The organism is Emcibacter nanhaiensis (genome assembly GCF_006385175.1).
GTDB classification, from domain to species: domain Bacteria; phylum Pseudomonadota; class Alphaproteobacteria; order Sphingomonadales; family Emcibacteraceae; genus Emcibacter; species Emcibacter nanhaiensis.
This window is the reverse complement of record NZ_VFIY01000014.1, coordinates 129,045-143,191: the sequence shown is the minus strand read 5'-3', so window position 1 is coordinate 143,191 and position 14,147 is coordinate 129,045. Positions and strand designations below refer to the sequence as shown.

General features: G+C 54.6%; 7 protein-coding genes. All 7 read left to right on the top strand.

Annotated elements, in window-relative coordinates:
• The first annotated feature begins 29 nt into the window (after positions 1-29).
• The gene (gene prsT, locus FIV46_RS11250) at positions 30-2,861 is read left to right on the top strand and encodes an XrtA/PEP-CTERM system TPR-repeat protein PrsT (protein WP_181163207.1); all 2,832 of its coding nucleotides are present in this window, start codon (positions 30-32) and stop codon (positions 2,859-2,861) included.
• 26 nt (positions 2,862-2,887) lie between these two features.
• On the top strand, positions 2,888-4,891 hold the full coding sequence (locus FIV46_RS11245; protein WP_139941026.1) for a ThiF family adenylyltransferase: 2,004 nt from the start codon (positions 2,888-2,890) through the stop codon (positions 4,889-4,891).
• A gap of 236 nt (positions 4,892-5,127) precedes the next feature.
• Positions 5,128-6,516: a TIGR03013 family XrtA/PEP-CTERM system glycosyltransferase gene (locus FIV46_RS11240; protein WP_139941025.1), complete on the top strand. Its 1,389-nt coding sequence runs from the start codon at positions 5,128-5,130 to the stop codon at positions 6,514-6,516.
• A 49-nt stretch (positions 6,517-6,565) separates the two neighbouring features.
• Complete coding sequence (prsK, locus tag FIV46_RS11235; protein WP_181163206.1) at positions 6,566-8,644, top strand: XrtA/PEP-CTERM system histidine kinase PrsK; 2,079 nt, start codon at positions 6,566-6,568, stop codon at positions 8,642-8,644.
• An 11-nt stretch (positions 8,645-8,655) separates the two neighbouring features.
• Positions 8,656-10,014 (top strand): PEP-CTERM-box response regulator transcription factor, encoded by a 1,359-nt coding sequence (gene prsR, locus FIV46_RS11230; protein WP_139941023.1) that lies wholly within the window; start codon positions 8,656-8,658, stop codon positions 10,012-10,014.
• A gap of 61 nt (positions 10,015-10,075) precedes the next feature.
• Positions 10,076-12,856: an XrtA/PEP-CTERM system TPR-repeat protein PrsT gene (prsT, locus tag FIV46_RS11225; RefSeq protein WP_139941022.1), complete on the top strand. Its 2,781-nt coding sequence runs from the start codon at positions 10,076-10,078 to the stop codon at positions 12,854-12,856.
• A gap of 73 nt (positions 12,857-12,929) precedes the next feature.
• Complete coding sequence (locus tag FIV46_RS11220) at positions 12,930-14,138, top strand: TIGR03087 family PEP-CTERM/XrtA system glycosyltransferase (RefSeq protein WP_139941021.1); 1,209 nt, start codon at positions 12,930-12,932, stop codon at positions 14,136-14,138.
• Positions 14,139-14,147: the final 9 nt, after the last annotated feature.

Genomic DNA, 14,147 nt, shown 5'->3' with positions numbered 1-14,147 from the left:
GGAACATTATGCGATCAGGAGGCGGGAAAATGTCCAGTCCACTCCCAGTTAAATTCAAAAACAGGATCAAGTTAAAAGCCAGTGCCGGCAAGCTTGCGCTGGCTGCAGTTCTTTCTGCCGGCCTATTGCTATCCGCTTGCGACTCCGGTGACAAGCTCACACTTGAACAAAGAATGCAGCGCGCCGTCGAGCAGCAATATAACGGAAATATGAATGCAGCGGTGATTGAGCTGAAGAATGCCTTGCAGGATCACCCGGACAGTGCCGACGCCAGGTTCCTCTTGGGCCAGATATTGCTGGAGATGGAAAATGGGGCCGCGGCAGAGATCGAACTGAAGAAAGCGGCCATGGCCGGAAAACCCGACAGGCTGGTTTTGCCGCAATTGGCGCGCGCATGGCTGCTGCAGCGGAATTTTGACGAGGTGCTCCAGAAAATAACGCTTGAGCCGGAAGACACGCTTCTCGAAGAAATTACGAAACGGAACCTGCGTGGTCAGGCCTTGTTTGGTAAATATCGCCTGACAGAGGCGGCTGAGCAATATGACAAGGTGCTGGAACTTGCACCGGAGAATGTTCTGGCGCTGGTGAAGAGGGCCGAAATCTATTCCATTCTGCGCAACTATGACAAGGTTGAGGAATATATCGCCAAAGCCGAAGCTGTCGTCCCTAACGACCGGCTGTTGTTGCAGCTCAAGGCAAATCACCTCTGGGTGACCAACCGGGTGGAAGAAGCAGAAAAAATCTATCAGAAACTGTCTGATGAATATCCCTATATTGTGGTCAACCAGTTCTACCTGGCCTGGGCTCAGGTCCTGCTCGGGAAGATGGAGGAAGCGGAGAAGCATCTGAGCGAATTCCGCCAGAAATATCCAAACCATCCTTTGGTCAACTATGTGTCGGCGCTTGCAGCCATGCGGGCCGAGAATTATGAGGCGGCGCGCACTTATGCGGGTAAAATCCTGGAGATTAATCCCCGGGAGCCGCGCGCACTGTATATTGCTGCCTTGGCAAGCTATGCCCTGAAGGACTACGAGCAAACCTATAACAATATCGTAAAATATACAGACCGGGTGTCGAACGACCTTCAGGCAAGGAAGCTGCTCGCCCAGGTCCTGATCAAGCTGAACAAGACCGAGGAAGCCAGCGAGGCCCTGAAAGAGGTGTTGACAGAGGATGTTGACGACACCCAGCTACTCAACATGCTGGCCAATATCGAACTCAAGCGCGGCCGCATCGAAGAAGCACGCCTTTACCTTGAAAAATCCCTGGAAAAGAACAAGGAGCAGCCGAAAAGCCAGGCTCAGTTGGGCATGCTGAAGGTTCTTTCCGGCGACGTGGAAAGCGGTATTGAGGATATGCAGTCGTCATTGCAGGGAGTATCCGATGCCTATATCGCCCAGATGCGGCTTGCCAGGGATTTGCTGTCTCTCAAGAAATATGACGAGGCCCTGGAAATCTGCGAAAAACTGCACGAGCAGAAGCCGGAGGACGTCAATGCTGCAACCTGTATCGGCTATGTGAAGTTAAATACGGGCAAAGTTGAGGAATCCTACGATATTTTCGGCAAGATCCTGGAAAAGAATCCCGGTCATACGGCGTCGGCGATTGTAATGGCCAACAAGTATTTTGCCGACGGGGATACGAAGAAAGCCAAGGACATTCTTGAGGCCTTTGTCGAACTTAATCCCGGCAATGAATATGGCCTGATCTCCCTCTATGATCTGGAACGGCAAACGGGCGACATGACCAAAGCCGAAGATTATTTGTTCCGGGCCTATGAGAATAATCCCAACTCGGTGAAAGTCGCGGTTGAAATGGCGCGCTACCACTTGTTGCGCAACGAACCGGGCGAGGCGCTGGAAATCACCAAGAAACTTATTTCCCTCTATCCCGACGATGTCTTCCTGCTGGAAGTCAAGGGCTTGTCAGAGCTTGCCCTGAACCAGACCGTCGCGGCGATCATGACCTTTGAACGCCTCAAGGAAGAAGTACCGAACAATCTGGCGCCGCTCGCTTTCCTGGCAGATGCCTACAACCAGGCCCAGAACTGGGAGGAGCTGGACAACGTCGCGGACGAGATGCTCAAGCTCTTGCCGAACAACCGCAAGGCATTGATTTATAAGGCAAAAGTTAAGGCGTCAACGGATGACTGGGTCGGCGCTGACGCCATCCTCGCCGAGTTCGTTGACGAAAACTCCCGCGATTATGAAATCCTGGAACTGCGCGGGCGGATCAACATGGCCCGGGGCGACTATGACAAGGCCGCGCTCTATTTTGAAGCAGCTTATGACCAGAAACCCAGTTCCAACCTGGTGCGTGACCTGGCCCACGCCTATATGTCCAACCGCCAGTACGACAAGGCCATCGACCTGATGTCTGGCTGGCTTGAGGAAAACAATAACGACACACTGGCAGAGTGGCTGTTGGCAGATGTTTACCTGCTGGCTGAAAATTACGAACAATCAGCCGAGCACTACGGCAGGCTGTTGGAAACAAATGGAGACAATATCGCGCTTCTGAACAACCTGTCATGGTCGCAGATGAAACTGGGACAGGTCGACGCGGCGCGCCAGACCATCAGCCGGGCGCGGCAACTCGCTCCGCTGGATCCCAACATCCTGGATACCGAGGGTCAGATATTGCTTAAAGCAAATGAGTTCGACGAGGCGATCCGAGCGCTGCAGAAAGCTGCTGACTTTGCCCCGCAGAGCCTCGAGATAAAATTTCACCTTGCGAAGGCGTACCATGAAACCGGCGATCGCGACCGGGCGGTTTCGCTGCTGAGGGAAATCCGGGAAGACGGACGGATCTTTGACGGTCACATCCAGGCAATGGAACTGCTGGAAAATATTGAAAACTGACCTGACACAGGAGCGCGAAACCGAAAATGCAGCCGACCTTTAATCATCAGGAAGCATTCTCCCGCAACCTTGGCTGGATCACGGACCGGGAAATGGAGATCCTGCGGCACAAGAAAGTCGCGATTGCCGGCATGGGGGGCGTCGGCGGAGCCCATGCCCTGCTTCTGGCCCGGTTCGGCGTAAGACGGTTTCATATATCCGACATGGATGTCTTTGAGTTGGCGAATTTCAATCGTCAGGTCGGCGCCATGATGTCAACCATCGGCAAATCCAAGGTTGATGTCATGGCCGATATGATCAGGGATATCAACCCGGAAGCGGAGATTACCGTTTTCGACGAGGGCATCCATGAAGAACGGGACGGCAAGCCGGGCAATATCGATGCCTTCCTGGATGGGGTGGATCTGTTCGTCGACGGATTTGATTTTTTTGTGCTCGATACCCGCATGGCGGTCTTTAAACGGTGCCATGAACTTTCCATTCCGGCGATCACGGCGGCGCCGGTTGGCATGGGGGTGGCGATGCTGACCTTTATGCCGGGCGGCATGAGCGCCGAAGACTATTTCCGCCTCGAGGAAGAACCTGTGCGCGAGGACCGCTATGTCAAGTTCCTGATCGGCCTGACCCCGCGCCCCCTGCATCCCGGTTATCTTGTCGATCCGTCACGGGTTAACATGAAGGAACAGAAGGTCCCCTCGACCCCGACCGGGGTACAGTTGTCGGCCGGCTTCCTGGTGACCGAAGCGGTCAAGGTCATGCTCGGCCGCGGTGAAGTGAGGGCCGCACCGCGATATCAGCTGTTTGACGCCTATCGCTGCAAATTCATCAAAGGCTATATGCCGATGGGGAACGCCAACCCGATTCAAAAGCTCAAGTTTGCCATTGGCCGGCGCATGTATGCGAAAATGGCGGCCAGCTCCCCCGTGGCCCAGGCGGCGGAAGACGAGCAACCCAAGGAATTCATGGACAGGATTCTCGACCAGGCCCGCTGGGCGCCGAGTGGTGACAATACCCAGCCTTGGCGGTTTGAGGTGGCCAGTGCGAAGAAACTGGTTATCCATGTGCCGGCCATCGAAAGCAGCAATCCCTATGAATATAATCACGGTCAGCCGACCTATCTGTCCGTCGGCATGTTGCTGGAAACCATCCGGATTGCGGCTGACCGCGAGAAACATTCCGTCAGCTGGACGCTGGAGGAGGGGGAGCAATGGGATGGTTCCGCTGTTCAGATCTCAGTGATTTTTCGCAGCAAGGGCACGTCCAGTGACGACCTCGCACCCTTTATTCCGCTGCGGTCAGTTGACCGGCGGCGATACCTCAACCGGCGGCTGACGCCGCACCAGAAAGCTGATCTGGAACGCGAACTTGGCGGGATGTTTCACTTCCAGTGGCTGGAACGGGACCAAGACCGCTGGCGGTTTGCAAAACTGAATGCCATTGCGACGGATATTCGCCTGCGCATGAAGGACTGTTTCCACGTGCATGAGAAGATCATCGACTGGCATGACGGCGACAGTAAAACCGGAATACCGGCATCGGCCCTGGGAATCGACAAAATGTCGCTGACCATGATGAAACAGGCGATGGCCGACTGGGGCCGCATGGACTTCATGAATAAATACCTGGGCGGAACCATGCTGGCCCGTGTGCAGATGGACCTGGTCCCGGGCTGGTTCTGCAGCGCCCATTTCGTGCTCAGCTGGGCCGAGGAGAAAGACCGGGCCATCGAGGATTTCCTGAAAGCAGGCGAAAAGTTGCAGCGCTTCTGGTTGCGGGCGACGGAGCTCGGACTGGTTATGCAGCCTTCGCTCGCCCCGCTTTGCTTTGCCAGCCGGCTTCTTGAGGGCAAAGAGCTGGCCGCCGGGCAGAAACCTTTCGCGGAAAAAACAGGAAAACTGGTTGAGGCACTCCGGGATATTGCCGGAGACAAAACCCCCCAGGTCGTATTCGCCGGTCGTGTGGGCTATTCCACGCAGTCTGCCAGAAACAACCGGTCTGTTCGCAAGGATCTGTCGGATCTGAAAATATAGATGTCCATATATGTCTGTATCGCGATTAGGGGCAAATTTTCCTAAAGGAAAAATGCAGAAAAATCAGTTAATTCCTTCATCCGTAAAGGTTTAGATAAGGATTTGGCAATCTTTTTTTCATATATCCCTATTATGGTTTGAGAAATTTATACTGCTGACGGACAAAAGAAAAACCGGCCAGGGTCAGAAAAATTAACCGGATAAAAAGTCAGGCTGGAAAGAAAAAGTAAAAGCGAATGATAAGGATTTTCAGGCACTATATTCCTAAGCCGCTGTTGTATTTAGGGATAATCGAATGTTTACTGCTGCTGGCGGCGGTGTGGGCCGGCATGACCATTCGGTTTACCCAGATCGGGATGTATGATTTTAAGATCACGGACTATGTTGCCGAGATCAGCGCCTTCGTGGTAACGGTTTATGTGGTGATGCTGGCGACCGGCATGTACCAGCTGGAAGCCTGCCGGGATTTCCGGGTTTCCCTGCTCAGGCTGGTGGTCAGTATGTTCATCGCGTTGCTGACCATTTCCGTCATTCTTTACATGGTTCCCGACATCGCCCTGTGGCGTAGTGTGGTTCTCTACGCCCTGTCCTTTTCCGGACTGGGGCTTCTGGTGATCCGCTATATTTTCCTGCATGTGGTGGATATGCAGCAGTTCAAGAAGAATGTTCTTGTGCTGGGGGCCGGAGAACGGGCCAGCCGCGTGCGCAACAGCGGTCTTGGCCACGGATCCCATGTCCGGTTTGCCAATTTCCTGAAAATGGCTGATCAGGAAACGGATGTGGCGGAGGCGGCCCGCTATGAGACCGTCGGAAGTCTGAAGGACTATGTGACGGAAAATCATGTCCAGGAAATCGTGGTTGCCATTCAGGAACGGCGCGGAACGCTGCCACTTGATGATCTTCTGGATTGTCGCATGGCGGGCTGCGCCGTGACGGATTCCACATCATTTATCGAACAGCAATCCGGCACGGTGAATCTGGACAGCGTGAATCCCAGCTGGATGATTTTTTCCGACGGCTTTGGCGGTGGCAATAGCGCAGACCTGTTTATCAAGCGTCTGTTTGATGTTTCCGCCAGCCTGCTGCTGCTCATTCTGACACTTCCTGTTTTGATCCTGACGGCCTTGCTGGTGAAGGCCACAAGCCATGGACCGGTATTTTACCGCCAGGAACGGGTTGGCCTTGGCGGCAAAACCTTCGCGGTGATGAAATTCCGCAGCATGACGGTGGATGCTGAAGCAGACGGCGTGCCGCAGTGGGCCAAAAAGAATGATGCCCGGGTGACGACGGTGGGGCGGGTGATCCGGACCACCCGGATCGACGAGATCCCGCAGATCTTCAATGTGCTCAAAGGCGACATGAGTTTTGTCGGTCCCCGTCCTGAACGGCCGTTTTTTGTCGAGCAGCTGGGTGAGAAGATCCCTTATTACCATGAGCGTCACAGGGTAAAACCCGGCATCACCGGATGGGCTCAACTGAATTATCCCTATGGGGCGTCGGAAGAGGATTCCCGCAAGAAGCTGGAATATGACCTCTATTACATCAAGAATTATTCCGTGTTTCTCGATTTCCTTATTCTGATTCAGACCGTACGTGTAGTATTGTGGCCGGATGGGGTAAGGTGATTTACCAATGGAAGGCGTCTTCAGCGATATAGGAATCTATACATATGCCATGGCAACAGGGGCATACCTGGTGCTGGCCGCCATTCTGCTGATCACCAGCCGCAACAGGCTCTCCTCGACCCAGAAATGGCTAGCCTTTGTCCTGATGATCAATGTTGTCTGGGGACTGGTTCATACATTCAGTTATCTGCCGGGGAACCAGGCCTTCCTTTTTCTGACACTGGTGGAATTTCTGCGCAACAGCGCCTGGATTTTCATGCTGGTCCATTTGATGTTCAATATCTGGTGCGCCCAGGGGAACGAGAAACTGGCCCGCAAGATCGGCCGCATCTATGGCATCGGTTTCGGCATATTGCTCACGGTGGAACTCCTTACCGTTGGCGGCAATGCCGGCTGGAGCGATATCATCATCCCGGCCAAGGTCAACATGTATGAGAGCCTGTTTATCTCGATCCTGGTGCTGCTGCTGGTGGAAAATGTCTATCGCAGCACCGCCGAGGAAAACCGCTGGGGTATCCGCTATCTCTGCCTGGCGCTGGGAACGCTCTATGTGTTCGATTTCCTGCTCTATGCCGACAATATCCTGTTTACCGCGATCGGTCCCAAGCTGTATGAGGCCCGGGGCCTGATCAATTTCCTGGTCGTGCCGATGATCGGCATATCTGCTTCACGCAACCCCGACTGGTCGCTGAAGGTGCAGATTTCCCGCAAGGCGGCTTTTCACACCATTACCCTGATCGGCAGCGGCGCCTACCTGATCGGCATGTCTGCCGCCGGTTATTACCTGCAGAACCATGGCGGTAAATGGGGCAACCTGCTGCAGGCAACCTTTGTGGTTGTTGCCGTGCTGGCGCTGGTGGCGGCACTGTCCTCGGGGCATTTCCGCTCCCAGGTAAAAGTGCTGATCGGCAAACATCTGTTCCGCTACAAATACGACTACCGGGAAGAGTGGTTGAGGTTTATCGGCACGATTTCCGATACCAAGCATCACTACGGGCTGCGGGAACGTTCTATTCAGGCGGTGGCCGATATCATGGACAGTCCGGGCGGCGGCCTGTGGCTCAGGGAAAAACCCGATGCCTATGTCATGGCCGCCAAATGGAATTACCATCCCAGGATGGAAGGTGAACTGGATATCAATGACCCCTTTATCCGCTATATCGAGCAGCAGGAATGGGTGGTGAACCTGGATGAGGTGGAAGACGGCAAGATCAAGGGATCGGACTACCGGATCCCCAACTGGCTGCTGGAAACCCCGGAATTGTGGCTGGTGGTTCCGTTGCTCCACCATGACCGGACCGTTGGTTTTATCCTGTTAATGCGGCCGAGGGGAGCCAAGGACCTGAACTGGGAAAGTCTGGATCTGCTGAAAATTGTCGGCCGTCAGGTAGGCAGTTACCTGGCTGAACAGATTGCCGAGCATGCGCTGGCCGAAGCGCGGGAATTTGAAGCCTTCAATCGCAAATTTGCCTTTGTCGTCCATGATATCAAGAATCTGGCCAGTCAGTTGTCGCTGATTGTGCGCAATGCGGAGAAGCATGCGGGCAATCCGGAATTCCAGCAGGACATGCTGCTGACGGTAAAGGATTCGGCGGAAAAAATGAATAACCTCCTGTCCCGCATCACCGTGGTGCAGGAACCTTCCCGGGAAAAGGAAGAGGAAACCAGCGACCTGGTGGACTTTCTGGAAAAAGTTATATCCCGCCATGCCAAGAGCGGCACCAGTGTCGGCTTCAGCAAGAGAGAGGATTCTCTCCCCGTGAATGCCGATCTGGAAAGTCTGGATACGGTGTTCATGCATCTGGTGCAGAATGCCATAGACGCCTGCACCCCTGAAGATGTTCGTGTTGACCTCCGGTTGTCTTCGGAAGATGGCTATGCCATTGTAAAACTGTCGGACAATGGGTGCGGGATGAGTGAGGAGTTTATTCGCAATGAACTTTTCCGGCCGTTCCGGTCCACCAAGGAAAACGGCTACGGCATCGGCGCCTATGAAAGCCGGGAGATTATAAAACGCATGGGTGGCCGCCTGAGCGTCAGGAGCGCGCCGGGCGAAGGTACGACGATGACGGTGTATCTGAAACTGGCCAGCGAGAATGAAAAACAATTGAATGAAGTAGTACAGTAAAGGCAACGTATATGTCAGATACAATAAAAAGAAAGCTGTTGGTTGTAGAAGATGACCCGGGCCTGCAAAGGCAATATAAATGGAACTTCGAAGACTATGACATCGAAATTGCCGGTACCCGTGAAGAGGCGCTTGATATCGTTCGTCGTGATAAGCCGGCTGTCGTGACCCTGGATCTCGGGCTGCCGCCGGACGAGGATGGGATATCCGAGGGATTGGCCTGTCTCGAGCAGATTCTGGCCGAGGCCCCGCACACGAAAGTCATTATCGCCTCCGGCCACGGCGCCCGTGAAAGCGCCCTGCAGAGTATCTCGCTCGGGGCCTATGACTTTTACCAGAAACCCGTGGATCCGGACGAACTGGGACTGATCGTCGAGCGCGCCTATCGCCTCAGCGATCTGGAAGAGGAAAACCGTCGGCTCGCCGCCGGGCAGCAGTCCTCGCGCCTTAATAATGTCATCACCGCCAGCGAAAGCATGAACAAGGTCTGCAACATTGTCGAGCGGGTCGCGCCCACCAACGTCACCGTTATGCTGCTGGGGGCCAGCGGGACCGGTAAGGAATTGCTTGCCCGGGCTCTGCATGACCTGAGCGACCGCAAGGAAAAGCCCTTTGTCGCCATCAACTGTGCGGCGATCCCGGAAAACCTGCTGGAAAGCGAGCTGTTTGGCTACGAGAAAGGGGCCTTTACCGGTGCTGTGAAACAGACGCTCGGCAAGATCGAAGTCGCCCATGGCGGCACATTGTTCCTTGATGAGATCGGCGACCTGCCGTTCCCGCTGCAGGTCAAGCTGCTCCGCTTCCTGCAGGAAAGGGTGATTGAACGAATTGGCGGCCGCAAGGAAATACCGGTTGATGTCCGCGTTGTCTGCGCCACCCATCAGGATCTGGAAAGCCATATCGCGGAAAACCTGTTCCGGGAGGACCTGTTCTATCGGCTCAGCGAGATCGTGATCAATATTCCGCCGCTGGTGGAGCGTGAGGGGGATGCGGCGCTTCTGGCCCATAATTTCCTCAACAAGTTCAACAAGGAACTGAAGCGCAACGTCAAGAGCTTCACCAAGGAAGCCATTTCCGTGATTTCCGGCTACAATTGGCCGGGTAACGTCAGGGAACTGGAAAACCGCATCAAGCGTGCCGTGATCATGTGCGAAGGAAACAAGATCGAGGCTTCGGACCTGGAACTGGCGGTCGACGAGATGGAAGAAGAGCTGCTGAACCTGAAACAGATCAGGGAAATGGCCGATATGAAGGCCATCAGGAAGGCGCTGGCCAATGCCAACGGCAACGTCAGCCATGCGGCGAAACTGCTCGGTGTCAGCCGACCGACTTTTTATGGTCTTATAAAACAATATAATATCAATCTTTAGAGCGGCGCTGGCGCAGGTTGCTCCCGCACAAATGAATTAAACGATCCAAGGGGATAAAACTATGAGAAGCTTTTTGATACCATGCCTGGCCCTGTCTATCGGGATGGCCATGCCGGCACTGGCGGCTGTCGACAACAGCGAGAGCGCCGAATATGTGCAGGAAGCCGAGGCGTATCTCAAAAAAGGCAATCTCGAAGCTGCCATCATCCAGTATAAAAATGCGGCGCGGGTGGACCCGAAAAATGCGGATATCAGGTTCGAACTCGGCAAGGCTTACCTGAAAAAGGCAGACGGCCTGTCTGCGGAGAAGGAGCTGCTGCGGGCGATCGAACTTGGCAAGCCGGCTGGGGAAGTTGCGCTTGATTTGAGCCAGGCCTATCTGATTTTGAGGAAATTCGGGGAAGTTCTGGAAATCGTGGATGAGGATGCCTTTGAAGGAGAAGACAAGGCGCAGGCCTATCTCATCCTCGGCATGGCGCATCAGGGACTTCAGGACCAGGACAAGGCGCTTGAATATCTGCAAAAGGGCGCCGAGTTGAAAAAGAATGACGACAATATCATCGTCGGTATCGCCCAGATCTATAATTTCAAGGATGATTACGAGAAATCCGAGGAAATGGTGGACAAGGCCCTGGCGCTCAATCCGAAAAACGCCCGGGCGTTGATGCTCAAGGGGGAACTGGTGCACCGTCGCGAAGGGCCGAAAAAATCGCTGGATTATTTTTCCAACGCTCTGCAGTATGAGCCGAAAAACATCAATGCGATGATCAAGAAGGCCGGGGTGCTGTTCGATTTAAAGAGGGACGATGAGTCCCTTGAAGTACTTGACGGGGTTTTCAAGCTTATTCCGCGTCATCCAACGGCCAACTATCTTGCCGCCGTCATTTATGCCCGCAAGAATGAAACCGACAAGGCAACCGAATATCTGGACCGTGGCGGCGTTCCGCTGGATAAATTTGAACCGGCGCTGATGCTGCGCGGGGTGCTGAATTACGCCCAGAAAAACTATGCACAGTCCATATATTATCTGAGCCGCCTGATTGACCTTAATCCTGACCATGTGGTTGGTCGTCGCCTCCTTGGCGCTTCCCTGATCCGTCAGGGGGATCCGGAACAGGCCATCAAGGTTCTGACGCCGCTGGCGGAGTCCGGTAAGGGAGGCTCTGTGGTGTACGCCCTGCTGGGCAGCGCCCATCTGAAACTGGGTAATTACGAAAAGGGAACAGCATTTTTTGAAAAGGCTGTCGAGGCCCGTCCGGAGGAAAGCCGGTTGCGCACTCAGCTGGCCCTCAGTCGTCTCGCTGCCGGGGATTCAAGGTCTGCGGAAGAACAGTTGACCGAGATTCTGGAAAATGATCCGGAAGCTTCGCAGGCGGCGGTTTTCCTGACGCTGATCTCCCTGCGCCAGGGGGAGTATGCCAAAGGCCTGATCGACGCCGAACGGACCATCAAGCAAATGCCGGATAATCCGGTTGGGTACAACCTGAAGGGGACGGCGCTTGTCGGGTTGAACAGGATTGACGAGGCCCGGGAATTTTTCAACAAGGCCCTGGAAATCAATCCCGACTATAATACGGCGAGGATAAACCTGGCCAAGCTTGATGTAAATGAGGGTAAAACCGACGAGGCGGAAAAAATCTACCGGGATATTCTTGCCAAGGATAAGAACTATCTGGCAGCCTGGCTTGGCCTGAGCGACATCGCCGCCCGCCAGAATGACAGCCAGAAACAGGAGGAATATCTGCAGCAGGCTGTGTCCGCCGCGCCGGAAAATATCTCTGTCCGTGTCCAGTTGTCAGAGCTGTACCTCAAAGAGCGCCGCCTGGACAAGGCCAAGGCGGTTGCCAATGAGATGATCCAGGATTTCCCCGAAAACGGGGCCGGCTATGAAGCGGCCGGTAAACTGGACCGGCTGATGGGCAACAAGGTTTCAGCAGTGGCCAACTTCCAGAAGCTCCTGACCATTATCGGCAAGAACGAGAAGGGGTATCTGCTGCTGGGCCTGGCCCAGATGGAAAATGAAGATTACTCCGGCGCCCGCAACACTTACAAGGAGGCCCTGGAATTTGCCGGGGATAAAAAAGCCGTCCTCACCGAACTCGTCCGCCTGGAAATGATCCAGAAGAATTATTCTTCCGCCCATAGTCATGTCCAGGCGATCCGGGATATGGACCCGGACGGCTTTTCAGCCAGCGTCCTTGACGGACGTGTCTACCTGGCTGAAGGCAAACCGGAACAGGCCCTGAAATATTATCTCGAAGGACAAGAAAAGGGCGCTAAAGGCGGTGGCATCATCATCAGTATCGCCCAGGCCTATGAAGATATGGGCGACTTTGCAAGCTCCCACGCCACCATGGCTGATTATTTGAGCACACATCCTGATGATGTGGTGGTCCGGCGCAACCTGGCCAACAGCTACCTGACGGCGGCTGACAATGACAACGCGATCAAGCAATATGAGGCGTTATTGGCCCGGAACGACAAAAATGTGGTCAACCTGAACAACCTGGCCTGGCTTTATTCCCAGAAAGGGGAGATGGACAAGGCCAGCGATCTTGGCAAGCAGGCCTATGAAGCGGCGCCGGAAAATGCCTCCATCATTGATACCTACGCCTGGATTCTGGTCTCTTCCGGCCAGCATGATGAAGGGCTGGAACTGCTGCAGAAGGCCATAAGCAAAACGCCGAACAATATGGAAATACGCTATCACCTGGCTGTTGCCCTGCATAAGTCCGGCCGTGACGGCGCCGCCCGCCAGGAACTGGAACAGGTGGTGACATCAGGTGTTTCCTTTGCTGGTCTTGAGGAGGCCAAGGTGCTCCTGCAGCAGTTGAGGAAATAATCACACAGGGCCGGGCGTCCAGTCCGGCCCCGGTTTTTGGCACGGAATAAAACGGTTAAGTAAGAGAAACTGAGTGAATATATTATTTGTCAGTCACAGATTCCCCTATCCGCCCACGAGGGGGGACAAGATCCGATCCTTCAATATGGTGCGCCATCTTCATGAAAGCGGCCACAAGGTGACCGTGGCCTCACTGGTCAGGTCGGATGAAGAAGAGCAGGAAATCCAGGGGATCAAGGATCATTGCCACGAGTTTCTCTATAGCCGGGTCAACGAGACCTGGCAGAAACTCCGGATGGTCGGTTGTCTTCTGACCACTACACCGTCCTCCATGGGCTATTTTTATTCGCCGGAGCTGAAGGCGAAAATCAAACAGAAGCTGGCCGAGGAAAAATTCGACCTCATCGTTGTCTTCAGCTCCTCGGCTGCACAATATGTGGAGCATGTGACGGATATCCCGAAAATCCTCGATTATTGTGACATGGACAGCCAGAAGTGGCTGGCTTACGCCGGCTTCAAGAAATGGCCGTTCAGCTGGGGCTACTGGCTGGAAGGCAGCAAGCTGGAGGCGGAGGAAAAAAGGCTGGCCCGCAAGTTTGACGTCGGGGTCTGCGCCACCGATTTCGAGGTGGAGACCCTGGACAGCTTCAACACCGGGATCCAGTCCGCCTTTTTCCCCAACGGGGTGGACAGCGAATTTTTCAAGCCCACGGACGGGACGTTCAAAAAGCACAACATCGGCTTTGTCGGACGCATGGATTATTATCCCAACGAAGCCTGCGTGATTTCCTTCTGTCAGAAGGTGCTGCCGCTGCTGCGGGAGAAATACCCGGACGTCACCTTTACAGTGGTAGGGGCGGAACCGCCGGCTTCGGTCCGCGCCATGGGCGAGCTGCCCGGGGTCACGGTAACCGGGACGGTGGATGATGTACGCACCTATGTGCGCGGCAGTGAAGTGGTGGTGGCGCCGCTGGAGATTGCCCGCGGCACCCAGAACAAGATCCTCGAAGGCATGGCGCTTGGCGTGCCGGTGATCTCGAGCCAACTCGCTGCCCGCGGCGTCGATGCAGTGGTGGGTGAACATTTGCTGGCGGCCTCCACACCGGAGGAATATGCCGCCTGTGTCTCGCGCATTTTCGACAGCGCCGGGGAGCGGGAGAAATTCTCCAAAGCGGGACGGGAAAGGGTGCTCAGCCACCATAACTGGACGCGGGCTATGAAGCTGTTTGACGAAATTATCGATGGATGCCTGAAACGGCATGCTGCCGACAAGGCAGCCTAGGGGAAGTAT